Origin of the sequence: Undibacterium umbellatum, assembly GCF_014284125.1 — a bacterium.
Lineage (GTDB): Bacteria > Pseudomonadota > Gammaproteobacteria > Burkholderiales > Burkholderiaceae_D > Undibacterium > Undibacterium umbellatum.
The window spans coordinates 164,287-188,732 of record NZ_JACOFX010000010.1; the positions used below are offsets into that span (position 1 = coordinate 164,287).

General features: G+C 51.5%; 27 protein-coding genes. 11 read left to right on the forward strand and 16 right to left on the reverse strand.

The features are described from left to right. Positions 1-81: 81 nt before the first annotated feature. A complete protein-coding gene (gene pabB / locus H8L47_RS18365) occupies positions 82-1,947 on the reverse strand; it encodes an aminodeoxychorismate synthase component I (RefSeq protein WP_329605466.1) in 1,866 nt (621 codons plus the stop codon). A 202-nt stretch (positions 1,948-2,149) separates the two neighbouring features. On the opposite strand from pabB, the gene H8L47_RS18370 reads away from it, so the two are divergent. Next, complete coding sequence (locus H8L47_RS18370) at positions 2,150-3,460, forward strand: sensor domain-containing diguanylate cyclase (protein WP_222616589.1); 1,311 nt, start codon at positions 2,150-2,152, stop codon at positions 3,458-3,460. A gap of 4 nt (positions 3,461-3,464) precedes the next feature. Here the strand turns inward: H8L47_RS18370 and H8L47_RS18375 are convergent, their stop codons facing one another. The 5 genes from H8L47_RS18375 to argB form a co-directional block, all read right to left on the reverse strand. Then, positions 3,465-3,908, reverse strand: a complete 444-nt coding sequence (locus H8L47_RS18375) for an Mpo1 family 2-hydroxy fatty acid dioxygenase (protein ID WP_186955055.1) — start codon at positions 3,906-3,908, stop codon at positions 3,465-3,467. 40 nt (positions 3,909-3,948) lie between these two features. Continuing rightward, a complete protein-coding gene (locus H8L47_RS18380; protein ID WP_186955056.1) occupies positions 3,949-4,716 on the reverse strand; it encodes a helix-turn-helix transcriptional regulator in 768 nt (255 codons plus the stop codon). A gap of 128 nt (positions 4,717-4,844) precedes the next feature. Next, positions 4,845-5,420, reverse strand: coding sequence for a nucleoid occlusion factor SlmA (gene slmA, locus H8L47_RS18385; RefSeq protein WP_186955057.1), 576 nt, complete (start codon positions 5,418-5,420; stop codon positions 4,845-4,847). A gap of 117 nt (positions 5,421-5,537) precedes the next feature. Then, a complete protein-coding gene (locus H8L47_RS18390) occupies positions 5,538-6,236 on the reverse strand; it encodes a pyrimidine 5'-nucleotidase (protein ID WP_186955058.1) in 699 nt (232 codons plus the stop codon). Between the two features lie 33 nt (positions 6,237-6,269). After that, entirely contained in the window at positions 6,270-7,202 is a 933-nt protein-coding gene (gene argB, locus H8L47_RS18395) for an acetylglutamate kinase (protein ID WP_230413811.1), read from the reverse strand. Between the two features lie 98 nt (positions 7,203-7,300). Here argB and H8L47_RS18400 point away from each other — a divergent pair, with 98 nt between their 5' ends. The 5 genes from H8L47_RS18400 to H8L47_RS18420 all read left to right on the forward strand — a co-directional run bounded on the left by H8L47_RS18400 (position 7,301) and on the right by H8L47_RS18420 (position 9,543). After that, complete coding sequence (locus tag H8L47_RS18400; RefSeq protein WP_186955059.1) at positions 7,301-7,885, forward strand: sigma-70 family RNA polymerase sigma factor; 585 nt, start codon at positions 7,301-7,303, stop codon at positions 7,883-7,885. Further along, positions 7,882-8,112 (forward strand): zf-HC2 domain-containing protein, encoded by a 231-nt coding sequence (locus H8L47_RS18405; RefSeq protein WP_186955060.1) that lies wholly within the window; start codon positions 7,882-7,884, stop codon positions 8,110-8,112. The genes H8L47_RS18400 and H8L47_RS18405 overlap by 4 nt, the downstream gene beginning before the upstream one ends. Next, positions 8,109-8,330 carry a cysteine-rich CWC family protein gene (locus tag H8L47_RS18410; protein WP_186955061.1) on the forward strand — a complete coding sequence of 74 codons (222 nt, stop codon included), beginning with the start codon at positions 8,109-8,111 and terminating at the stop codon, positions 8,328-8,330. The genes H8L47_RS18405 and H8L47_RS18410 overlap by 4 nt, the downstream gene beginning before the upstream one ends. 67 nt (positions 8,331-8,397) lie before the next feature. Next, entirely contained in the window at positions 8,398-9,105 is a 708-nt protein-coding gene (folE, locus tag H8L47_RS18415) for a GTP cyclohydrolase I (protein WP_186955062.1), read from the forward strand. Positions 9,106-9,117: 12 nt separating this feature from the next. After that, positions 9,118-9,543: a BLUF domain-containing protein gene (locus H8L47_RS18420; protein ID WP_186955063.1), complete on the forward strand. Its 426-nt coding sequence runs from the start codon at positions 9,118-9,120 to the stop codon at positions 9,541-9,543. 175 nt (positions 9,544-9,718) lie between these two features. Here H8L47_RS18420 and H8L47_RS18425 read toward each other — a convergent pair whose 3' ends face one another. From H8L47_RS18425 to H8L47_RS18440, 4 genes are all read right to left on the reverse strand, one after another. Further along, entirely contained in the window at positions 9,719-10,282 is a 564-nt protein-coding gene (locus H8L47_RS18425; protein WP_186955064.1) for a LemA family protein, read from the reverse strand. A gap of 46 nt (positions 10,283-10,328) precedes the next feature. Then, positions 10,329-10,988: a BON domain-containing protein gene (locus H8L47_RS18430; RefSeq protein ID WP_408057715.1), complete on the reverse strand. Its 660-nt coding sequence runs from the start codon at positions 10,986-10,988 to the stop codon at positions 10,329-10,331. After that, the gene (locus H8L47_RS18435; protein WP_186955066.1) at positions 10,975-11,571 is read right to left on the reverse strand and encodes a phosphoheptose isomerase; all 597 of its coding nucleotides are present in this window, start codon (positions 11,569-11,571) and stop codon (positions 10,975-10,977) included. The genes H8L47_RS18430 and H8L47_RS18435 overlap by 14 nt, the downstream gene beginning before the upstream one ends. A gap of 231 nt (positions 11,572-11,802) precedes the next feature. After that, the gene (locus H8L47_RS18440; RefSeq protein WP_186955067.1) at positions 11,803-12,201 is read right to left on the reverse strand and encodes a YraN family protein; all 399 of its coding nucleotides are present in this window, start codon (positions 12,199-12,201) and stop codon (positions 11,803-11,805) included. Positions 12,202-12,259: 58 nt separating this feature from the next. Between H8L47_RS18440 and rsmI the strand changes: the two genes are divergently transcribed. Further along, complete coding sequence (gene rsmI, locus H8L47_RS18445; protein ID WP_186955068.1) at positions 12,260-13,174, forward strand: 16S rRNA (cytidine(1402)-2'-O)-methyltransferase; 915 nt, start codon at positions 12,260-12,262, stop codon at positions 13,172-13,174. A 101-nt stretch (positions 13,175-13,275) separates the two neighbouring features. Here the strand turns inward: rsmI and H8L47_RS18450 are convergent, their stop codons facing one another. The 6 genes from H8L47_RS18450 to H8L47_RS18475 form a co-directional block, all read right to left on the reverse strand. Beyond that, on the reverse strand, positions 13,276-14,424 hold the full coding sequence (locus H8L47_RS18450) for a septal ring lytic transglycosylase RlpA family protein (RefSeq protein ID WP_186955069.1): 1,149 nt from the start codon (positions 14,422-14,424) through the stop codon (positions 13,276-13,278). Continuing rightward, complete coding sequence (gene rodA / locus H8L47_RS18455; RefSeq protein ID WP_370868654.1) at positions 14,421-15,530, reverse strand: rod shape-determining protein RodA; 1,110 nt, start codon at positions 15,528-15,530, stop codon at positions 14,421-14,423. The genes H8L47_RS18450 and rodA overlap by 4 nt, the downstream gene beginning before the upstream one ends. A 2-nt stretch (positions 15,531-15,532) precedes the next feature. Continuing rightward, a complete protein-coding gene (gene mrdA, locus H8L47_RS18460; RefSeq protein WP_186955071.1) occupies positions 15,533-17,542 on the reverse strand; it encodes a penicillin-binding protein 2 in 2,010 nt (669 codons plus the stop codon). Positions 17,543-17,583: 41 nt separating this feature from the next. After that, complete coding sequence (gene mreD / locus H8L47_RS18465) at positions 17,584-18,102, reverse strand: rod shape-determining protein MreD (RefSeq protein ID WP_186955072.1); 519 nt, start codon at positions 18,100-18,102, stop codon at positions 17,584-17,586. Further along, a complete protein-coding gene (mreC, locus tag H8L47_RS18470) occupies positions 18,099-19,133 on the reverse strand; it encodes a rod shape-determining protein MreC (protein WP_186955073.1) in 1,035 nt (344 codons plus the stop codon). Before mreC ends, mreD begins: the two co-directional genes overlap by 4 nt. Before the next feature lie 165 nt (positions 19,134-19,298). Next, the gene (locus tag H8L47_RS18475) at positions 19,299-20,342 is read right to left on the reverse strand and encodes a rod shape-determining protein (protein WP_162061166.1); all 1,044 of its coding nucleotides are present in this window, start codon (positions 20,340-20,342) and stop codon (positions 19,299-19,301) included. A gap of 289 nt (positions 20,343-20,631) precedes the next feature. On the opposite strand from H8L47_RS18475, the gene gatC reads away from it, so the two are divergent. From gatC to gatB, 4 genes are all read left to right on the forward strand, one after another. Next, the gene (gene gatC / locus H8L47_RS18480) at positions 20,632-20,934 is read left to right on the forward strand and encodes an Asp-tRNA(Asn)/Glu-tRNA(Gln) amidotransferase subunit GatC (RefSeq protein WP_186955074.1); all 303 of its coding nucleotides are present in this window, start codon (positions 20,632-20,634) and stop codon (positions 20,932-20,934) included. 14 nt (positions 20,935-20,948) lie between these two features. Then, positions 20,949-22,403 (forward strand): Asp-tRNA(Asn)/Glu-tRNA(Gln) amidotransferase subunit GatA, encoded by a 1,455-nt coding sequence (gene gatA, locus H8L47_RS18485; protein WP_186955075.1) that lies wholly within the window; start codon positions 20,949-20,951, stop codon positions 22,401-22,403. After that, on the forward strand, positions 22,400-22,876 hold the full coding sequence (locus H8L47_RS18490) for a hypothetical protein (protein WP_186955076.1): 477 nt from the start codon (positions 22,400-22,402) through the stop codon (positions 22,874-22,876). The genes gatA and H8L47_RS18490 overlap by 4 nt, the downstream gene beginning before the upstream one ends. A 73-nt stretch (positions 22,877-22,949) precedes the next feature. Then, entirely contained in the window at positions 22,950-24,407 is a 1,458-nt protein-coding gene (gatB, locus tag H8L47_RS18495; RefSeq protein WP_186955077.1) for an Asp-tRNA(Asn)/Glu-tRNA(Gln) amidotransferase subunit GatB, read from the forward strand. Positions 24,408-24,446 lie beyond the last annotated feature (39 nt).

Consider the following 24,446-nt stretch of genomic DNA (forward strand, 5'->3'; position numbering starts at 1 on the left):
CTGTGAGCGGAATGTAACTTTATACTTCAGATAGGCAAGTATTGTCAGCCTTATGGATTAAATAGCAAGTTATACGCGCATCTAATTAATCAAATCAACAACAAAAGCACCGCGCAAGGAATTACACAGCATGATTTGCTCTGCTGCCTGCAAATCTGCCAGCGTCAGGTTGTGTTCAGTCAGCTGGTAACGCCTGTCCTCCAGCAGTAACGCCCGCATGATGCCGGGCAAGACACCGTCGTCCAGCGGCGGGGTCAGCCATTTGCCTTCCAGCTTCAGCAAGACTGTGCTGCGCCCACCTTCTGTCAAATGCCCTCTTTCGTTAAAAAACAACATATCAAATGCCCCCTGTTGCTCGGCTGCCTGCCAGGCCTGGTCATATTGCTGGCGCAAACTACTTTTGTGGCGCAGGAACAAATTACGGCTATCGCTGGTGGTGCTTGCCAGCATGACTTTGGGCTTGGCTGGCAAGGGACTTAACACTGCAGTACGCACATCCAGTTCTCCGCTGGGATTTAATGCCAGGCGCAGTCTGTGTGGAATGGTCGCGGGCAAGGCGTCGCAGACTTGTTGCAACTTCAACTTGATCAGCTCATGGTCCCAGGCAAAACCAAAATACTGCGCCGATGCTTTCAGCCTTTGCAAATGTTTGGATTGATGACGGCAGCCTTCTTCCTGCGTTGCATGCATGGTTTCAAACAGTTCAAACTGTGGCAGCAGGCCCGTCAAAAAGCGCGCCTTCAAATGGCATTCGGCATATTCCTCGCTGGCTACGCTGTCATAGACGATGCCTGCGCCTACACCCAGCACACCACGGCGCAATACAGGCTCTACATCATCCAGCGGTGTTTGCAACTGCAAAGTGCGTATTGGAACAGACAGGCAAAAATCACCCAGAGCACCCACCTGTGCTGGTGGATCAAACCAGCCTATCGCACCAGTGTACAAGCCGCGTGGCTCAGCTTCCAGTTCACGGATAATTTGCATGGTGCGGTGTTTCGGTGCACCAGTAATCGAACCACATGGGAACAGGGCTGTCAGTATCTTTTCCAGGTTCAGGCCATCCTGCAAATCTGCCTCCACTGTGGAAGTCATTTGCAAGACGCTGGAAAAACGATTCACTTCAAATAATTTTGGCACTCTGACCGTGCCGGTCTTGGCGATGCGGCCCAGATCATTGCGCAACAAATCAACGATCATCAAATTCTCTGCGCGGTTCTTGCTGTCGGCGGCAAGTTCGGTTGCCAGACGCTTATCTTGCTCTGCATCGCCGGTCGCTGCTGCAGTCCCCTTCATGGGGCGGGCCAGCAGCTTCCCCTGTTGCTGGCGCACGAACAATTCTGGTGACAGCGAGACAACCGCCTCACCATCTGGCAGGCAGATTAAGGCGCCGTATGGCACAGGCTGACGCTGGCGCAAGCGACTATATAAGGCCAGTGGTGTGCCATAGCTGTCAAAATGCAGGCGATAGGTGTAATTGACCTGATAGGTATCCCCTGCTGCAATATATTCCCTGACCCTGGCTAGCCCTTCCTCAAACTGGCTGGCGTCTACGTTAGCTTGTATTCCCGCTATTCCGGCAATTTCGTCCGGCCTGGTCTGCGACAGTAAAAAAGCAGCGACTTGCTGACTATCGAGGACGTGGCATTGCCTGAACAAGAGTATGCGTGACACAGCTGGTGTCGGATGTTCAGCGATGCCCTGCAATTGCGCGCCAGTTTCATAAGCCAGCATGGCCAGGGCAAAGCTGCCCTGCTGCAAAGCCAATTCTGCTTCACGCCACAGTGGGGGCCATTCTTGCGCGCTGCTGCACACCAGTATTTTTTGCAAATCGCAGTAATAGCGGGATTGCGCCACTTGCGCGTGCGCATCATCAAGCAAGGCGAAACATTCCTCCGGCTGTGGCAGAGGAAATGGCAAAACAGGATTGTTGGAAAAATCTGACACGCGGATTCAGGCTAACAGGAAGATGTGCCGCAGTTTACTCGCAGATGCCGGATTCTGCATACAGCAGCGTATAAAGCCAGCAATTAGAGAAGAAGTATAGAGTGCTGGCACTTTTTTTATGACATCATTCTAGCTGGTAGGTATAGTCGCTGATATTCATGCACAGACAGTCATTTCTATAGGGCAATTCGCAATATTTCTCATGCAAAACACTTATTTCAGGCTGCCTATGGCAAAGCGTATTTTCCGCCAGAATTTGCTGGGCATGACTTGGGCCTTGCTAGTAGCTTTGCTCCTGGGCTTGATCTTGTCTGCCTGCCTGCTACAAAAAAACCTGCGCGCAGAAGCCTTGTACAAGGCCGATATCCTGGCCAGTAATATTGCGGATGCCATGATCGCCAATGATATGCGGCAATTGCAAAGCCTGCTGCTGAATGCGACCAATACCGCCGACATGCTGACTGCTAACGTCTATGACAGGAATGGCCAGCCACTACTGGCCTGGACACCGCAGGGTCAATTGATCAAGACCAGTGGCGTAGCAGCCGCTACTTTGCTCAGGCATCATGCGGTGAATTCAGGCCCTGGCAGTTTCACTGCGAACAGCCCGGTGCTGAGTGGCACCACGCTGATTGGTCTGGTACGACTGCAGCTGAGTACCTGGCCACTGTACCAGCATATCCTGGTGTTTTTGCTGATTGCCGGCTTCTTGTCTGTCTTTATTACAGTGCTGGCAGCTTACTGGCTGACGAACCGTCAGTTGCGCTCCATGCAACCCATCATGGATTTAAGCGTGATTGCTGAAAAAGTGGCAACCCTGGGAGATTACAGCCTGCGCGCTCCGCAAGACCCGGAACATGAATTGGGTAGTCTGAACATGCATTTCAATCTCATGCTGGCCCGTATGGAAGCCTGGGAAAACGATATGCAAAGCGAAGCGAAGGAAAGGCGCGAAGCGGACAGTCGCCTGGCTATTTTGAATAACCACGATAGTCTGACCAAGCTGCCCAACCGCCATTACTTCCACAGACTGCTCAGCAATTGCCTGGAAGATGCCGTCGCCAATAATGAAATGGCGGCGCTAATGTTCATCGATCTTGACCATTTCAAGAACCTCAGCGAAAGCTTTGGCTATGATGCGGGCGACCTGATCCTGGCGACCATGGCAAACCGCCTGTGCGGGGTCTTGCGCAGCACCGATACCTTATGCCGCGTCGATGGCGATGAATTTGCGGCCATCATGCCGAATGTTGGTAGTCTGGAAGTGGTAGAGCATCTGGCTGAAAGACTGGTACAGGCCATCAACCAGCCCATGACTTTGCGCGGCCAGCAAATCTTGCTGAGTGCCAGCATAGGGGTAGCCTGCTGCCCCTTGCATGCCAAGGAACAGCGGCTATTCCTGCATCATGCAGATATTGCGCTGAAAGCCGCCAAGGCCCATGGTCGCAATACCTGGCGTTTGTATAGCAATGACTTGCCCAAGACTTCGCAGCCAGTGCAACTCAGCATCTGATATCTCAATAGGCAATATGCAAACGGCGGTATAAGAAGCTCAGCACAAACAAGGGTCCAATCAGCAGGAAACGTATATCTTCAAAGAAAGATGGTTTCTTGCCTTCTATCTTATGGCCGATGAACTGGCCTATCCAGGCAATCACAAAAATACCCAGGGATATCTGCCACATCAGGTGCTGCGGCAGTTGCGAGAGTATCCACAACATGGTGCCCGACATTGCCAGCATGCCAAAGGCAAAAGGTACTGAGAGTGTCATGTAATAGATCAATGACAATATCGTGGCGGCCAGGGCGGCCAGCGGATGCACAGCCCAGATCAGGCCGAGGAAAGAAAACACAATCACGGGTACGCAGACAAAATGGATCAGTTCATTAGTGGGGTTAAGATGGCTTTCGCTGTATTTCGCCAGCAGTTGCTCTATCTGTCTGGAATTGCTTTGTTGCATGAGGGTCTCCTGAGTATTGTTATACCCCCAGAGTAATCCATCAAATGACATCCTGCTTGAACGCAATCGCCATCCTGTGCAATTCTGAGGGTGCCACCCCCATCATGTTGCGGAAGGTGCGGCTCATATGGGCCAGGTCGGCAAACCCGGAAGCATGAGCAGCGGCGGTCATGTTATTGCCCTGGGCAACTGCCGCCACCGCTTCCACCATGCGCGACCACAGCAGATAGCGAGACAAAGACATGCCAGTCTGCTGGCGGAATAAGTGGGTGAAACGGCTTTCAGATAAATGCACGCGCCTCGCCAGACTCTGACCACTGCAATCTGCGCCATGACTGGCGGCAATGGCGTCCAGCGCACAGAGGATGCGGCTATCGAGGGAATTACTGCTCAGACTTTGCGGCAAGGCACAGGCTTGCCAGGTTTGCCGTATATGGAGCGCACCAGCCATATCCAGTGACTGGTGGCGATTATCCAGGAGACTGGTTACCAGTGCCTGAAATTCAGGCTGCGTCCCGAACTCTGCCTGCAAATCCGTCCCATTCAACTTCACTGCCTCCGGCATTTCCAGGAACAGATGTGCCAGCATGCCGCCGTCGCTGTCTATCTGGTGGGCATCATGCGGTGCAAAGCTGGCGCTGCGGCTTGCCGTCCAGTCATGCTCTGTGTTCAGTCGGGTGCGAAACGGACGTTCCAGGCCGTAGCTGAGTTGCAACGCAAAATGGGTATGCAATGACGAATCTATGCCTGGTGAAATCACCAGAGCGGCTCCACGCCACAGGAATAAACGTCCGGGTTGCTGAGGCATCTTCATCGGTGGCTGTCGAAATCCTGTATGGATAAAACAAGGATATGATGCGTCAGCCAGCGATGAAGTGCAATGAGGCCTTATTGATTAACTGATCAACTCAATATCAACTCAATATCAACGCAATATCAACGCAACAACAAGGCGATATGCATGTTTGCCTGTTCAGTCGGCAACAGTTTGAAGCCCGTCTTGGCAAAACGCAACCAGCGCCCCATGACAAAACTGCACAAAAGGCTGGCACGGGCTTGCGCCTCTTCTTCAGCAAAATGCCCCTGGCTGGCTGCCAGGCGTAAAGACTGACGGAATGCCATTTCCATGCGCTCGGCCAATTGGTTCATGCGCAATTGCAGGCGCTCATCTTCATTCACCAGAGCGTCACCAATCAACACGCGTGTCATACCGGGATTGCGTTCGGCAAAATTGAGCAACATCAGGATGGTGGACTGGGCTTGCACCATGCCATCTTCCTGGCTTTCATTGATCTGGTTAATCAGACCAAAGACGGAGGTTTCGATGAATTCAATCAAGCCTTCAAACATCTGGGCCTTGCTGGCGAAATGGCGATACAGCGCCGCTTCTGACACGGCGACTTTGGCAGCCAGTGCAGCGGTCGTGACCTTTTCACCTTTGGGATGCTCAAGCATCGCCGCCAGCGTCTGGAGTATTTGTAATTTACGTTCGCCGGGTTTGGTGCTGGCCATAGTGTCAAATAGTGGATTCAAAAAGGGGATGCAGCAATTCAGCCACATCCGGGGCGAGATTTTAAAGACCAGCCGGCCAGTGTGCAATCCCCAGTCACATTTTGTCTGTACGCGGCTTCAGGCGCGCAGACGGTGGATGTGGCGGGCGAGTTGTATGACGGATTTTACTTTGACGTCGGCACAGGCGGCAGCTCTTTTACGCTGATGGGCAGGAGTATACCCTGTGACCCAGGCGGTGCGCAGACCTTCTTGCTTTGCTGCAAGTAAATTCTCTACACTATCTTCCACCAGTATGCAGTCTCTTGCCTGCTTGCCATAAGTCGCCAGCAACTTGCGCAGATAAGGGCGCGACGGCTTAGGCTGCAATTGACCATGCACACGCATGGCCTCCACCGGGATATGCGCATCGAAATGCTTGTGCAAACCCATATGCCTGAGTACCCGGCCTGAGTACACGCGCGGTGCATTGGTCAGCAGAATCTTTTTACCAGGCAAACGGCGCAACAGCTTTTTCAAACCGCGCTCATGCCGGATCATGCTGCTAAGGTCATCGAAATGATGGACCTCGTGCAAAAATTCATCTGCCCTGACGCCATGATGCCTGACCATGCCCAGCATGGTGACGCCATAACGGGCATAGTATTGCTGGCGTATGGCATTCACACTTTCAGCATCTGCAGGCTGACCGCCTTGCCCAAGTACACGCGCCAGGAAAGCATTCATGTTCTGGCTGATGACTGGGAAAATCGCATGTGAAGCATTGTGCAGCGTATTGTCCAGGTCAAACAGCCACAAGGGCTCGGAGCGTCTACGCATGAGGCAGGCGCTCCACCAACTGATATTGATTCATCAATGGCTGCGTATCATGGTACCGAAGGCTTGTTCGGTCAGCACTTCCAGCAACAGCGAATGTTCGATGCGGCCATCAATGATATGCACGGTGTTCACACCGGACTTGGCAGCGTCGAGTGCTGACGAAATCTTGGGCAGCATGCCACCAGAGATGGTGCCGTCGGCAAACATCTCATCAATTTCACGCGCTGACAAGTCGGTCACCAGATTACCCTGCTTGTCGAGCACGCCAGGGATATTGGTCATCATGATGAGCTTTTCTGCTTTGAGGATTTCGGCAATTTTGCCAGCGACCAGATCCGCATTGATGTTGTAAGCCTGACCATCTTCGCCAAAACCGATAGGGGAAATGATAGGGATAAAGGCATCATCCTGCAGCGCTTTGACAACAGCGGGGTTGATTGCATCTATTTCACCAACATAACCGATGTCAAGCATAGCGCCCGGATTCTCGCGGTCAGGCATCATCATCTTGCGGGCGCGGATCAAGCCGCCGTCCTTCCCGGTCAGACCTACTGCCTGGCCACCGTAGTGGTTAATCAGCATGACGATATCTTGCTGCACTTCACCACCGAGCACCCATTCAACGACTTCCATGGTTTCTTCATCTGTGATACGCATACCCTGGATGAAAGTCCCCTGCTTGCCCATTTTTTTGAGCGCATTATCAATTTGCGGGCCACCACCATGAACCACGACCGGATTCATGCCGACCAGCTTGAGCAAAATGACATCGCGGGCAAAGCCATGTTTCAGGCGTTCTTCTGTCATGGCATTGCCACCGTATTTGACAACGATGGTTTTGCCATGGAATTTACGGATATAAGGCAGGGCTTCCGCCAGAATTTCCGCCTTGATCGCGGGCTCTACACCTGCCAGTCGATCTTCGTGTGCAGAGGTTTCTGCCGGGTTAGCATTCAAATCGCTCATAATGACGGTATCCTGAAGGTATCATAGTGGGTTGTTTCATCAACCCTGAATTTTACAGGATTTGCGGCGAAAGCTTTCCCAATTCAGTCACGAGACTTATGACATCGATCCCAGATTTACATCAGCAACTAGAAAACCTGCGTCCAGGCTTGTATCGGTTTGCACAATTGCAACTACGCAATGAGTGCGCGGCAGAAGATGCAGTGCAGGAAACCTTGTTGGCGGTACTGGAAAAGCCAGACAGCTTTGCGGGCAATTCTTCTCTGCGTACTTACGTGACAGGCATTTTGAAGTTCAAGATCATCGATCACCTGCGTTCACTGAAAAAAGAAAAGCAGCTGGAGATCAAGGATGACGAGTCAGAAGACGATTTGATAGACAGTTTATTTAATGCTAACGGCCATGTGATAGGCACGGCCACTGCCTGGGGTGCTCCTGAAGCGACACTGCAGCAAAAAGATTTTTTTCGGGTGCTGGAAATCTGCCTGGAAAACCTGCCCGCCAAAACTGCGCGTGTATTCATGATGCGAGAGTGGCTGGAACTGGAGACAGAAGAAATTTGTAAGGAATTGGAATTGAGTACGTCTAATCTGTGGGTAGTCCTCTATCGTGCGCGGTTACGCCTGCGTGAATGCCTGGACCTGAACTGGTTTGGCAAGGTGTCGTCAGGAGAAAAAATATGAGTGTCTTTATTGTTTGCAAACAAGCGCATCAGCTTATTTCCGAGGGCTTGGACCGTCCGCTCAGCTTATCCGAGCGCACCCAGTTAAAAATGCATTTGGCGATCTGTCGCTCCTGCACCGGCTTTGACGGACAGATGTCTTTCTTGCGCAAGGCAATGAAAAAAACTGCCAGCGAAGGTTTGCCCGCAGAAGCCGACAATATTGGTCGCGAAGACAGTGTGAAATGAGCGTTTGCCCACGATGCCAGGCTGAATTTACCTGTGCGATGGCGGACAATACCGGACAGGCATGCTGGTGCACTGCCCTGCCACCGATTGCGTTCAAAAAACTGCCCGATGGTGAATTGAAGATGGACGCCAGCTGCTTTTGCCCGCATTGCCTGCCACTGTGGAAAGCAGAACGCGAAGCCGAATACCAGCTTAATAATATGCCGCCTGCGGCCTAGATCACACGTCCGCAACACCAGTTTGACAATTCAGTTACCATAGACTTTTTAAATCACGGTTTTCAGCATGTCGAACGATACGCCCCTTGCTTATAAAGCTGTCAATATCCCCGTCTCTCAGCGCATACGTGAACGCATCACGGCCAGCAAGACGCGTTTTCACGCCAATGACAATATCGCCCGTTTCATAGAAGCTGGCGAAATGGATGAATTGCAGGCTGAAGTAGAAGAAAAACTGCGTGCCGTGCTGGAAAGCCTGGTGATAGATACCGAAAGTGACCACAACACTCAGGATACTGGCCGCCGCGTCGCCAAGATGTTTATACAGGAAGTATTCAAGGGCCGTTATGTGCCCATGCCTCCGGTCACCGAATTTCCGAATGCCTCGCATTTGAATGAATTGATGATCATAGGCCCGATCACGGTGCGCAGTGCCTGTTCACATCACCTGTGCCCCATCATTGGCAAGGTCTGGATAGGTGTGATGCCGAACGAACATTCCAACCTGATCGGCCTGTCGAAATATGCGCGTATTGCTGAGTGGGTCATGAGTCGCCCACAGATACAGGAAGAAGCGGTAGTACAACTGGCGGATACCCTGCAAGAAAAAATGCAGCCAGATGGTTTGGCCGTGGTCATGGAAGCAGACCATTTTTGCATGCATTGGCGTGGTGTGAAAGACATGGAAACGGCCATGATTAATAGTGTGATGCACGGCTCCTTCCTGAAAGATGCGAACCTGCGCCGTGAATTTTTATCCCTGATCAAACGCTAACCAGGATTTATCATGCTAGTACGCTTACTTTACGCCAGCCGCGTCGTGGATGAAAAAATGTGCGATGTCGTGCAATCCATCGTCAGCCAGTCACGTCAACATAATCCGCAACACGGGATCACGGGTGTGCTTTGCCATAGCGACCAGGTATTCATGCAAGTGCTGGAAGGTGGCCGGGAAGCCGTCAACACCCTGTACAGCCATATCCTGCGCGACGCCCGCCATACCGATGTGATCCTGCTTGATTATGAAGAGATCCTGGAACGCCGCTATGCAGGCTGGACCATGGGCCAGGCAAACATGGGCAAGATCAATCCTTCGATTTTGCTCAAGTATTCGCCTTTGCCTGTGCTGGACCCGCACCGCATGTCAGGGAAGATCTTGCTGGCCCTGATTGATGAATTGATGGCGACCGCATCCATAGTCGGGCGCACCTGAGAACCTGAGCCACTAGTGGACTCTGGGTATAAAGGAAGATTATTTGGTGGCGTGCTTAACATTTGAGCGCAATTTCCGCGTTGACATGCCTTCAACGACGTTGCAATTTATTTCGTCTGTTGTGGGCGTCTAGGGCTTGTTGCAGTTTCCTATATCCGACAGACTGCGAGTAAATCTAAAGTACTGGCGCCGCCGCCTGCATTAATTCGGCCGCCTGGAAACCAAACATATTGGCAATCGCGGGGCCTGGGAAACTCTCCATATCCTGATTGTATTGCACTGCGCAGTCGTTGTAAGCTTGGCGTGCATGGGCAATCTTGTTTTCTGCATCGTTCAACTCTTCCGTTAATCTCAGCATAGCAGGAGAGCTTTGCAATTCTGCACAAGATTCTGCAATGGCAAACATCCTGCCCATCGCCACAGTTAATCTGTCTTCAGCAGCCGACAGATGCAGTATTGCAATGCCAGCAAGGGGATGGCTAGCAGTGAGGGCATTTGCCTCGACCGCCTCATTGAGTGCTGCAATGACTGCCTCCAGTGCTTCCCTTTCTTGCTTGATATAACTCTGGGCAATCTCAACCAGGTTGGGTATCAGTACATAGCGACGCTTGAACTGCGCATCAATTTGTGTATAAGCAGTTTTGATGCGCTTGCGCGCGTTCAGTAAACGCTTGTGTACACCCAGGACCCAGAATGAAAATAGTGTGACGATGACCGATAAAACGATCATTGCAATCATGTTTTCTCCAGAAAGAACAAGACCGGCTTATGCCGGTCAAAATGGTTTAATTATCGCTGGGTGGGTTCTTGTCTGGAGTGGCCTGGTAGGTTTTCAGCTCTTCTTCGCTGATGTATTCGAATACCTTGACCACCTTGCGCACCCCACTGATGCTGCTGGCGATATTTGCTGCATGCGTGCCTTCACGCTGGGTAACCCGGCCCATCAGGTAGACGACACCTGCTTCCGTCACTACTTTAAAAGCATTTGCCGAAATATCCTTGGTGTCTACAAAAGTGGCCTTGACCTTGGTGGTAACCAGGGTATCGCTGGAGCGGGCAGACAAATCCGACGCACCTGCAATCACTAACTCATTGGTCACCGAAACAACGCCTTCGACTGCACGCAGCTCGCGCTCTGCTGCCGACTTGGCGTTTTCATCAACCACTTCACCGGTCAGCAAGACACGGCGATTAAAGGAATTAACATTCACATGACCATTTTTTCCCAGCAGGCGATGGACACGGGTTTCACCCTTGATAACAATCGCCTTGTCTTCGGTTTGCGCACCAAAGGTACGCCGATCCGTCGCGGCAAAAGTCCCCATGACGGCGCTACCTACCACCATTTCAACACAGCCTTGCAGGCTCATCGCCGTTACGCAACATAAACCTATTACAGCTACAGGTCTGGCCAGCTTGCTCCAGGACTTCTTAATCATCAGCATCACCTCCAAATAATGCGGCATCTATGCCGTCACACAAACAATGTATAGTCAACAAATGCACTTCCTGTATGCGGGCAGTCCTGTCATGCGGTACGCAGATATGGACATCAGCCTCAGTCAGGATATTCGTAATTTCTCCGCCGCCCTTGCCGGTCAGCGCCACGACACGCATATCCCGCTCAAGTGCAGCGTTAATAGCATTCACCACACTCAGCGAATTGCCGGACGTGGACAAAGCCAGCAAGATATCGCCTGACTGGCCAAAAGCCTGCACCTGCTTGGAAAATACTTCATTAAAACTGTAGTCATTCGCCACCGCAGTCAGAATCGAGGTATCTGTCGTCAGGGCCATGGCCGGTAAAGGCAGGCGCTCACGCTCAAAGCGCCCAACCAGCTCGGCAGCAAAATGCTGGCAGTCAGCCGCAGAACCACCATTCCCGCAGGCGAGTATCTTGTTACCGTTAGACAGCGCCGAGAACATGAGTTCCACTGCGTCTGAAATAGGCTGGGCCAGCTCTGTGCCAGCCCGCAACTTTAATTCTGCACTTTCCTGGAAGTGCGCCAATATGCGTTGATTTGTCATAATGCTTACTTAGTCTGATTGCGTCAGATTATACGGCAGGCGAGGCATTAGTGGACTGTAACAGTGAAAGCAGAGTGCCTGTCACGTGCGCACCGACCATGGCTGCGTTGCAAATGCTCGCGATAGTCCCACTATCGCTGTGCATGCTTCTGTCCTTGCCTTGCCCTAGTCGTCGGGCACGCGCCCTTCACTTCAGCTTTCACTATTCCAGTCCCCTCTCCTGTCATTTCCTCAAGCGACGATAACATTCTTTAGCCAGTTGATCTCTGCACCATCTATGGCCACCAGGTCAAAGCGACAAGCGGGCTGGGTCTTTTTTGTCAACAGATAGACCTGAGCGGCATGCACCATGCGCCTTTGCTTGGCCGGTGTGACGCTGGCAATGGCGCCACCAAACTGCATGGAACTGCGTTTCCTGACTTCAACAAAAACCAGAACCGCACCATCCTGCATGATGAGATCAATTTCCCCGCCTTTGCACAGGAAATTCTGTTGTATCAGTTTCAAACCAGCTTTTTGCAAATACACCAGCGCCTGGCTCTCTGCGTCGTCCCCAGTACGGCGACGACTGGTGCGCTGGTCTGCATCCGCTTTACTATCCTGTAGTTCTAAAGTCTTTGCGAGTCTCATTGGCGTACAATCTCGGCTAATTCATTTGCTTAACTTGCATACTAATAAAGGAACAGGCATGAGCGCCACCGACAACGCACTGTTCACGAGTGCCACTGTGATTGAGGCAGTGACCAGGCAAAATTATCCGGCAGCGACATTATATGTAGTCGCCACCCCTATCGGTAATGTTGCCGATATCTCCCTGCGCGCCCTGCATTTGCTGTCGCTGGCAGATGCCATCGCTTGTGAAGATACCCGCAATACAGCGCAATTGCTATCGCGTTATGGTATCAGCAAACCCCTGATCGCTGCCCATCAGCATAATGAGCGCGAAGTGGCTGAAAAAATACTGGCCCGTTTGCAAGCTGGCGAGCGCATCGCCCTGGTATCCGATGCAGGCACACCCGGTGTGTCTGACCCTGGTGCCAAGATCGTCGATGCTGTCAAACTGGCCGGTATGCCAGTCACGCCCTTGCCGGGCGCGTCAGCCGCCATCAGTGCCTTATCAGCCAGCGGCCTGATCCATGACCGTTTTTATTTTGTTGGTTTCCTGCCTGCCAAAGCCGGGCAGCGCGACAGCATATTGAGGGAAGTGCAAGCCATCCCTGCCAGCCTGATTTTTTACGAAGCTCCGCACCGCATCATTGAAGCCGTGGCTGCCATGCGCGCCATCTTTGGCGACACAAGGCGCATCGTGCTGGCACGTGAAGTCAGCAAACTGTTTGAAGAAATTCATCGCTGCACCCTGGCTGAGGCTGGAAGCTGGCTGGCCGCTGACAGCCACAGGGAAAAAGGGGAATATGTGGTCCTGATCGAAGCCGCCGCAGCAGTCGCAGATGAGCAAGAGCTGGAAGCTCGCAGGGTATTGCAGATTTTGCTGGAAGAATGCTCAGTCAAACAGGCAGCAGGCCTTGCCGCACAACTGACAGGGCAAAAGAAAAATGCCCTGTATCAAATGGCACTGGAAATGAAGCAAGGCGACCAAGAATAAATCTTAGAACGTGTTTTCGGTCTGTAGCGAGCGCGTGTCAGCGGGTGAAGAGCAGCGCATGAAGCCCGATCACGCACGCTCAGTATGATCGCAAACACGTTTTAGCGCTGTACTACCAAAGGCTTGCCCACTCCAAGCTCACCAGCCTGGGCAATCGCCGCAGTTGCTTCAGTGCGATTGGCAAAAGGACCGCTGACCAGGCGGTACAGACTACCTTGCTGCACGATGTCAAAGCCAAGCAATTGGCTGGTGGCCCTGCCCTTCAAGTGATTCATGATGGCTTCGGCATTGGCGCGTATTGCATAGGCACCAAATTGTATGTAATAACCCGGGGTCGCTGCTGAGGCTGCATTCGCAGCGTAATTAGCTGCCACCGTGGTTGCGACTGTTGTCACGGGCTGGGTAAATTTTTCTATTGGTTTGTTTTCCTGGGCGGCCAGCAATTCTTCCATGCTCATGGTCGCCGTCGGGTTACTGCGCACAATTGGCGCTTCCCTGGCTGGCACTGGGGTGCTGGTTGCCAACACTGGCTCCTGGCGTACGGGCTGGATCGGCTGGTTTTTGCGGTTCTCCGCCATTCTTTCTATATCGGCGGGTAATAAACGCTCAACCTCGATCTGGCTGCTGCCCTTGCCGATGACATCCAGCTTGAGCGCTGCGGTGTACGACAAATCGATAATGCGACTGGCGTGGAACGGACCGCGGTCATTGACGCGCACTATGATTTGCTTGCCATTGCCGATATTGGTCACCCTTGCATAGGACGGTATCGGCAAGGTGGGATGCGCTGCAGTGATTTTATACATGTCGTACAGCTCACCGGATGAAGTCTTTTGGCCATGGAATTTTTTGCCATACCAACTACCCACACCGCGCTGTATGAAAGGGGTGGTGCTATCTGCTATGGGTGTATAGGTTTTGCCAAATATGACATAGGGCTTGTTACCCGAGCGCGAATAATTTTCCAGTGTGGGAATGGGGTCTACCGTATTTTCCAGCCCTTCGGGAATGTTTTCTCCGGGACCATCATCCTTGTAGTACGCGCCACGGCCAGAATTTGCCTTGGGCAAGGCAGCGGCCTGATTGGCTGAAGATTTATTGCTGGATGACGGGCGTGGACTATCTGCAATAATGATATTTTGTTTGGGTGCGCTGCCGCAGGCAACCAGCAAAACAGCGCTGGCTGCCTGCAGAGACAGCCGCCAGTATTTAGTCGACTTGGCAATTATGGCTGATACGCGCAAACTCATGTCTGCACCAGTTTGCGATTACGCTGTATGCTCATCATGATTCCCAATCCCATTCCTAGTGTCACCAGTGCCGTACCACCATAACTCATGAACGGCAGGGGTACACCGACTACCGGTACGATACCTATCACCATGCCCATGTTCACAAAAGCATAGGTAAAGAATATCATAGTTATAGAACCAGCCATCAAACGTGCAAACAGGGTCGGTGCATTGGCGGCGATCATCAGGCAGCGCAAGATCAGTAAAAAGTACAGACTGACCAGGATCACATTGCCGACAAAACCAAATTCCTCAGAGAAAACAGCAAAGATAAAATCTGTCGTGTGTTCCGGAATAAATTCCAGATGGGACTGCGTCCCTTTCAAGTAACCCTTGCCATGCAAGCCACCAGAGCCGACAGCAATGGTGGATTGTATGATGTGAAAGCCCTTGCCCAGGGGATCGCGGTTCGGGTCGAGCATGGTCAATACCCTGTCCCGCTGGTAATCATGCAACATTGGCCAGACCACAGTAGGGATAAGAACGACGGCGGCTACGCCCAGGGAAATCAAAAATTTCCACGACAAGCCAGCCAAAAATACCACGGTAAAGCCCGCCGCCACGACCAGCATGGCAGTACCCAGATCTGGCTGCTTGGCGATCAAAGCCACGGGAATACCCAGTATTACTGCGCCGATGACAAAGTCGCGCCAGCGCAAGGCACCTTCACGCTTTTGAAAATACCAGGCCAGCATGAGCGGTGTAGCAATCTTCATCATCTCTGATGGCTGCATGTCTATGCCCACATGCAACCAGCGACGTGAACCTTTTTTGACCAGGCCAAATACAGCCACCGCGATCAGCAAGGCCACACCAAAAGTATATATGGGTATCGCAAAACGCATCAAGGTCTGTGGCGGAACATTCGCCATCACCCACATGATGAAGAAAGACACCAGGATATTTCTGACATGGTTTTCGACGCGGCCAGGGAAATCCATGCCTGCCGAATACATGGTCATGATGCCGATCGACATGATAAGAAAAACCAGTATCGCCAGGGCTGCATCAAATACAAAAACATGCGAGCGGATGAAATGCCAGTTAATGCCATTTTTTTGCATATTCAATCCTTATTGCCTATCGTTTCACCACCTGGTTTGGGGCCTGGATCAGGTTCGGCCGGTGTCTTGATTTCGGCATCAGAACGGAACAAGGCCATATCACTTTGTGGCTTGGGCTGTGGCGGTACTTGCTCCTTGCTATCTTTGCTGTCCTTGTCTTTTGGGCGCTTGCCCAGCAAGTAGTAGTCGAGCGCCTTGCGTACGATAGGTGCAGCTGCTTCCGAACCAAAACCACCATTTTCCACAATAATGGCAATCGCGATTTTGGGATGATCAGCAGGCGCAAAGGCAGTATACAAAGAGTGATCTAAATGCCTTGCCGCCATGGTTTTGGCATTATATTTTTCCCCTTTTTTGATACCTACCACCTGTGCAGTGCCAGTCTTGCCACCGGAAACATATTCCGTCCCCTGAAATACCTTGGCTGATGTACCTTCTTTGGCCACTCCGACCATGGCATTTTTGATGAAGTCTATATTTTCCTGTTTGAGTGGAATACGACCACTTTCCTTGGGCACAGTCAAGGTTCTTTGCCTGGTTTGCGGGTCTTCAGTCATTTTCACCAGATGTGGTTTCATGATGATGCCGTTATTCGCCAGTGTTGCCATGGCATGCGCCATTTGCAAAGGAGTGAAAGTATTTTGTCCCTGGCCTATGCCCAGTGAAATAGTGTCACCCAGTACCCAGCGTTTTTGTTCCGGTTTTTTAAAAGCAGCCCGCTTCCATGCACTGGAAGGCAATAAACCGCTACGTTCATGTTCCAGGTCGATGCCCGTCTTTTGTCCAAAACCAAACGGTGCCATGAAATCATGCATGACATCCACAGTCAGGTCATTGGCCAGGATGTAATAGTAGGTATCGCAGGAATGCACTATAGACTTGTACATATCGACCATGCCATGCCCACCAGGTTTATCGTCCTTGAAGGTATGATTGCCAAAGGTGAAGTAACCAGGATCAGAAATGGCCTGCGAAGTAGTGCGCCTTCCCAGTTCCAGTGCGGCCAGGGCCATGAAAGGTTTATAGGTTGATCCGGGTGGGTATGCACCAGTCAAAGGACGGTTCAGCAGAGGCTTGTCTTCAGAAGTATTCAACTCATTCCAGCTTTGCTGGTCTATGCCCTCGACAAACAGGTTAGGGTCATAAGTAGGCTTGGAAACAAAAGCCAGCACATCACCAGTAGCAGGCTCAATAGCCACCAGTGCGCCGCGCCTGTCACCAAAGGCTTCTTCCACGACTTTTTGCAACTCAATATCGACCGACAAAATCAGGTTCTTGCCAGAGGTCGGTGCTGAACGTGACAGCACGCGCACAGCCCTGCCACCGGCAGCCACTTCAACTTCTTCAAAACCGGTATTGCCGTGCAAGACTTTTTCGTAGCTTTTTTCCAGGCCTTCCTTGCCTATGTAATCCGTGCCATTGTAGTTAGCGGCATCTTCCATTTCATCGATAATCTCAGCATCCTTGGGGCTGATGCGACCTATGTAACCAATCACATGCGAGGCCGAATCCCCCTGGGGATATTGACGGAACAAGCGCGCCTGGATATCGACACCGGAGAAGCGGAAGCGTTGTGCAGTAAACCTGGCGACTTCATCATCAGTGAGACGGGTGCGTATGGGAAGACTCTCGAAACTTTTTGAGTCTTCCAGCAATTTGCGGAAACGCTTGCGGTGCTTGGGTTGTATATCTACCAAAATTGCCAGCTCATCGATGAGGACATCCATGTCCTTGCGAATTTTTGAAGGTGTGATTTCCAGCGTGTAAGCAGAATAATTGCGCGCCAGGATGATGCCGTTCCTGTCCGTAATGAGACCACGGTTGGGTACCACGGGAACGATATCGATACGGTTTTCATCTGCCAGCAAGGCATAATCATTATGCTTGACGATCTGCAGCCAGACAAAGCGGGAAATCAATGCGGCAAAACACAGAAACACGAATACGCCGATAAAAATCAGGCGCATGCGGAAATAATGCAGTTCGCGTTCCGTGTTCTTAAGTTCTGTCATAGTGAAAAAATTGAAACAGGCAGCAATCGGGGGCAACAGGTTCAGATAGGACGGGTATGGTCTTTATCTTTGGCCCGCCTTTGTGGCGCCAGCAGTAGCAAGGTGGCAACCGGCCACAGCACGGTGGTCACCAGGCTGACCGTAAAATAGGCCCAGCCAGGGAAATGTGCATCCGGTGCTACCAGCATGCGTACCGCAAGCTGCACCAGTTGGGCAAACATGAACAAGGGGAAGACATGCAGAGATTGCGTCAAAGGATGAAACCACAGAACGCGTCTGTGTATCATGATGGCGAAATACGACAGCAGAGTGTATGCCAGGGCGTTTTCCCCCATGTAGATGGAATCATGCACATCCATCAGCAAACCCATGGCAAAAGCCACGCCTATGCCGACTTTGCGCGGCTGGTGTATGGTCCAGAATACCAGCACCAGTGCGACGAAATCAGGCACCCCCACCCACCCACCCCATGGCAGGAAATTCAAGAAAAAAGCGACCGAGAAACTGAGGGTGATAAATACCGGATTGACCGGCAATAGTATGTAATGCGGGCTATTCATTTGGTGGCTTCCTTACCATTTGCTGCCGCTGCATCTTTGGGCGGCGCTTCTTTCACCGGGCTTTCCCTGGCCGGTAAATCCTTGATGGGCTGGTCTACCGGTTTGATGTCGCTTGCTGGCGCTGCCGCATCGCGTGTCACCTTGCGATTGAGTTTTTCTTTCTTGGCGCGTACATCTTCGGTATCAGGACGTGTCAGATTGTCGGTGGACACCAGCAAAACCAGCAATTGCTTGTTACGGTCTATACCAGCCGTCGGTACACAGAGTATGCTTTCAAACGTGGTGTTGGCCTTGTTTTCCACTTGCACCACCTTGGCAACTGCCAGGCCTGGAGGGTAGATGCCATCTATGCCTGAAGTCACCAGTTGGTCACCGTTTTGTATATCGGCATTGGTAGTAAGGCGCATGTCCAGATAGCTTGACTGACCGCGGCCATAAGCCACACTGCGCAAGCCATTGCGCAGAATTTGCACGGGGATGGCCTGGTTTTTGTCTGTCAATAAAGTGACTTCTGCCGTCAGCGGGAAAATCCGTGTGACCTGACCAACGACACCCTTCTCATCAATCACTGGCTGGGACAGGGCAATACCATGTTTTATGCCGCGATCAATGATCACCTTACGGGTGGCCGGGTCACGCGCATCGTAAATGATTTCGGCCATGACAGACTTGACTTGTAGCCGCTCACGGGCATCCAGCAATTTGCGCAAATGAGCATTTTCTGCCATCAAATGCCCAGTCTGCTGCAGAGTATCGGCATTCTGGGTTTGCTGGCGTTTCAACTGGACATTTTCTTTTTCCAGTTTGGTGACTGAGACAAAATAATCCGAGGCAAGCTTGATGGTATCACGCGGCATAACGGCGACCATTTGCACCGGATACAGCACGCTGCCCAATACCTGCCTGACCAGAGTCAGTGATTTCAGACGGGCATCAACCACTAGTAGAAAAATCGCCAGAACGGCAAAGAAGACCACCCTGACGCGCGCAGAGGCGCCTTGCTTGAAGAGTGGTGGTGGGCTGTAATCCATACTTTACCGGTGTTTCTCAATGAACAGCGCAACAAGCATATAAATTGCAATCAAATCAGCTGTGCGTCAGTCATCAGAACTGATGCATGCCTCATCAAATACGGGATTGACAGCCAACATCAGCGCTGGCTGCCATATCCCACGATGATCCGGTGGTCTTTCTTATTATTCGTAAGAGAAGATCGAACCCAGCTTATCCATGCGTTCCAGTGCCATGCCTGAGCCACGGACTACGCAAGTCAGCGGGTCTTCAGCAACGATGACTGGCAAGCCTGTTTCTTCCATCAGCAGACGGTCGAGATCACGCAAGAGTGCGCCACCACCGGTCAGCATCATGCCTTTTTCAGCGATATCTGCACCCAGTTCTGGCGGAGTTTGTTCCAGCGCGTTTTTAACGGCAGAAACGATGTTATTCAGTGGATCAGTCAGCGCCTCCAGAATTTCATTGCTGGAAATCGTGAAGGAACGCGGAATGCCTTCAGACAAATTGCGACCTTTGACTTCCATTTCCTTGACTTCAGAACCCGGGAAAGCGGAGCCGATTGCCTTCTTGATGGCTTCAGCAGTTTGCTCGCCAATCAGCATGCCGTAATTGCGGCGTATGTAGTTGACGATGGCTTCGTCAAACTTGTCACCACCAACGCGGACAGAGCCCTTGTAGACCATGCCGCCGAGGGAAATGATACCCACTTCAGTCGTACCACCACCGATATCAACGACCATGGAGCCAGTTGCTTCAGACACTGGCAAGCCAGCACCTATCGCCGCGGCCATTGGCTCTTCAATCAGGTACACCTGGGAAGCACCAGCACCCAGGGCGGATTCACGGATCGCACGGCGCTCTACCTGGGTAGAACCACAAGGGACGCAAATGATGATGCGTGGGGATGGTTTGAAAAATTTGGTGTCATGCACCATGCGGATGAATTGCTTGAGCATTTGCTCAGTGACGGTAAAGTCGGCAATCACGCCGTCTTTCATGGGGCGGATGGCTTCAATATTACCCGGTACCTTGCCCAGCATTTGCTTGGCCTCTTTACCCACTGCCTGAATTGTTTTCTTGCCGTTAGGGCCGCCTTCTTGACGGATCGCAACTACGGACGGTTCATCAAGTACGATACCCTGTCCACGTACATAAATCAGCGTGTTGGCCGTCCCCAGATCGATCGCCAGATCATTTGAAAAATAACTACGTAAAAAACCAAACATGTATTGTCCTGTGTTTAACTGATTGTGGGCTCAACCTACTTTATTGGGCTGCGCTACCGAATTTTTGACCCTGCCGTTTTTTTCACCGGGAACCAGCCAGCAACCTCTTCACCAAGCTTAACTGAGCATGTTAGGGGATTTAGCAAGCCATTTAGGGCATTAACCCGCCATTCTACCTTATAATCTGTTTAAATTTATTCGATACCAACACCTAAATTATGCTTTTGGTGGTCTGTCGAATTATGTATTTTTTGACACTCTTTTTCGCGCAAAAATGCGCCCCTGAACTATGTCACTGACACTTGAAGATGTGAAAAGAATTGCCAATTTGGCAAAAATAGAAACCTCTGCTGAGGAGGAAGTTTCTACCCTGGAGAAACTGAACGGTATTTTCTCCCTGGTCGAGCAATTAAAGGCAGTCGATACTACAGGTGTTGCGCCTTTAAGCCACCCAATCGCTGCCCTGCTGCCGGAAATGGCTTTACGCCTGCGTGAAGACGTGGTCAGCGAGAGCAATCATCGCGAAGATTACCAAAAGCCAGCGCCAGCGACACAAGATGGCTTGTATCTCGTACCCCAGGTTATTGAATAAGCAATAGAGTCCACATGCATACCAAAACAATTTCGCAATTATCCGCCCTGCTGCAAAGCAAGCAGGTATCCGCCACCGAACTTGCCGAGCATTATTTGAACCGTATTGCTGCCAGTGACCTGAATGCTTTTTTGCATGTGAATCCTGCATGGACTTTGCAACAGGCCGCAGCAGCAGATACACGTCTGGCCAGTGGTGATGCAGGCGTCTTGACGGGCGTACCTATCGCCCATAAAGATATTTTTGTGACCCGTGACTGGCGCTCGACTGCCGGTTCACGCATGCTGGAAAATTATGTCAGCCCCTTTGATGCGACTGTTGTCGAGCTGTTCAGTAAGGCAGGTACGGTCACGCTGGGTAAATTGAATTGCGACGAATTCGCCATGGGTTCATCGAATGAAAATTCCTATTTTGGCGCGGTGAAAAACCCCTGGGACAAAACTGCCGTACCTGGTGGTTCTTCTGGTGGTTCAGCAGCCGCGATTGCTGCACGCCTGGCACCGGCAGTGACTGCAACCGATACCGGCGGTTCTATTCGTCAGCCGGCATCGTTTTGCGGCGTCACTGGCATCAAGCCTACCTATGGCAGCGTGTCACGCTATGGCATGATCGCTTTTGCGTCTTCACTGGATCAGGGCGGCCCTATCGCCCAGACGGCCGAGGACTGCGGCATCTTGCTGAATGCGATGACAGGTTTTGATGCCAAGGATTCGACTTCACTGGAACGCAAAAAAGAAGATTTCAACCGTGACCTGAACAAGTCTTTGCAAGGTTTGCGTATCGGCGTCCCGAAAGAATTTTTCTCTGGCGGCCTGGCTGCAGATGTGGAACAGGCTGTACGCGCGGCACTGGTTGAATATGAAAAACTGGGTGCCACACTGGTAGAAATTTCTCTGCCAAAAACCGAGTTGTCCATCCCTGTGTATTATGTGATTGCGCCAGCAGAAGCTTCTTCTAATCTGAGCCGTTTTGATGGCGTACGTTATGGTCATCGCGCAGCAGAGTACAAAGACTTGAATGAGATGTACAAAAAGTCCCGTGCTGAAGGTTTTGGTGCTGAAGTCAAGCGCCGCATCCTGGTCGGTGCCTATGTGCTGTCGCACGGTTACTATGATGCCTACTATTTGCAGGCACAAAGAATACGCCGCCTGATCGCGCAGGACTTTGCTGCTGCGTTTGAGAAATGTGATGTCATCATGGGACCAGTAGCGCCGACCGTGGCCTGGGACCTGGGTTCCAAGGCGGATGATCCGGTAGCCAACTACCTGGCCGATATTTTCACCTTATCGACCAGCCTGGCTGGCTTGCCTGGCATGTCCATCCCTTGTGGTTTTGGTCAGGGTGAAAAAAATGCCAAACGTCCGGTAGGTTTGCAAGTTATTGGTAATTATTATGACGAAGCGAAACTGCTGAATGTGGCCCACCAGTTCCAGCAAGTCACAGACTGGCATACGCGCAGCCCTGTATGAGCTTGAAAATCTTCCTGAGCGCAGCCATGTGGGTGATATGCGGAACTTTGTCTGCACAGACACTGGACACACGTATTGCCTGCACACAAACGCTGCAGGAAGATGCCGAAGGCGAGCGCCTGATTTACAGTGACCAGGCACGCATGCAATTGAACGGTGTGCAGATCACTGAGTTTCAATGGGAGTCTTCCGTATTTCGCAGCAATCGCGGACATGAGTGCAGCATAGATACTGAAGATGGCCTGGAAGCAGAATTGACAGAAAAAGGCTGGCGTGTACGGCTCAGGAATGCCCAGTCTGCAAGGGAGAAGCGTGGTTATGATGTAGCGCGTGGCTCGCAATGCAGCATACGCCTGGAACGTGAAGGTGATGCCCTGCATATCAAGCCTACGTGCTCTGCGCTATGTGGCTCACGCAGGAACTTTTCAGAGCTGACAGTGAATACCAAAACCGGGCTTTGTACCTACGAGTAATGACATGAATTGATTTGCTGCCTGTTTGCGAACGAACAGGCGCAATAAGTTAAAGATAAGACGAGGAAATATTATGCAATGGGAAGTCGTTATCGGTTTTGAGACGCATGCGCAACTCAAGACCAACTCAAAAATTTTCAGCGGCTCTTCAATCCAGTTTGGGGCCGAACCCAATACCCAGGCCAGCCCGGTTGACCTGGCCCTGCCTGGCGTGCTGCCAGTCATGAATAAAGGCGCGGTAGAAAAAGCCATACAGTTTGGCCTGGCAGTTGGTGCGCTGGTCGCGCCTGAATCCATCTTTGCCCGCAAAAATTATTTCTACCCTGATCTGCCCAAAGGCTATCAGATCAGCCAGTTTGAAATCCCGGTAGTGCAAGGCGGCTTCGTTCCCTGCGTCTTTGAAAAAGATGGCAAGACCGAATTCAGGAATATAGAACTGACACGCGCCCATCTGGAAGAAGACGCTGGCAAATCCATGCATGGTGTAGCTCAAGACATGACAGGCATAGACTTGAACCGTGCAGGCACGCCCTTGCTGGAAATCGTTACCGAGCCTGTCATGCGCAGTGCCGCCGAAGCAGTGGCTTATGCCAAAGCGCTACATTCACTGGTGACTTGGCTGGACATCTGCGATGGCAATATGCAGGAAGGTTCTTTCCGTTGTGACGCCAATGTGTCAGTGCGCCCGGTAGGTCAAAAAGAATTTGGCACACGTTGCGAAATCAAAAACCTGAACTCTTTCCGTTTCCTGGAAGAGGCGATTAATTATGAAGTGCGTCGTCAAATTGAATTGATTGAAGATGGTGGCAAAGTCATTCAGCAAACACGCCTGTATGACCCTGATAAGAAAATCACGGAAAAAATGCGCGACAAGGAAGATTCGATGGATTATCGTTACTTCCCTGATCCCGACCTGCCACCACTGAAAATCAGCCGTGAATGGGTAGAGCAAGTTCGCGCCACCATGCCGGAACTGCCATCCGCCATGCGCCAGCGCTTCATTGAGCAACTGGGCTTGCCTGAATATGATGCGACTATTTTGACCCAATCCAAAGGCATGGCTACTTATTTTGAAGCCGTGGTGACTGCTGCTGGTACGGCACAAGCCAAACCTGCGGCAAACTGGATGATGGGTGATGTGGCTGCAACCCTGAACCGTGAAGGCCTGGATATCAACGCTATCCCGGTCACATCTGCACAGTTGGCAATATTGTTGCAGCGTATTGCTGATGGCACGATTTCCAACAAGATTGCCAAGGAAGTGTTTGCTGCCATGTGGCAAGCGCCATCACCAGACGTAGGTGCCGTCGACAAGATGATCGCGTCCATAGGCGGACAAATTTCTGACGTGAATGTGCTCGGAAAAATCATCGATGAAGTCATGGCTGCGAATCAGCAATCTGTCGATGAATACCGCGCTGGTAAAGAGAAGGCTTTCAACTCTTTAGTGGGTCAGGCGATGAAGGCGACCAAGGGCAAGGGCAATCCTGCACAGGTTAATGAATTGTTGAAGAAAAAACTGGCGGGTTAATTCCTCTCGCCCAAGAAAAAAACGGCACAGGCTTCAAGC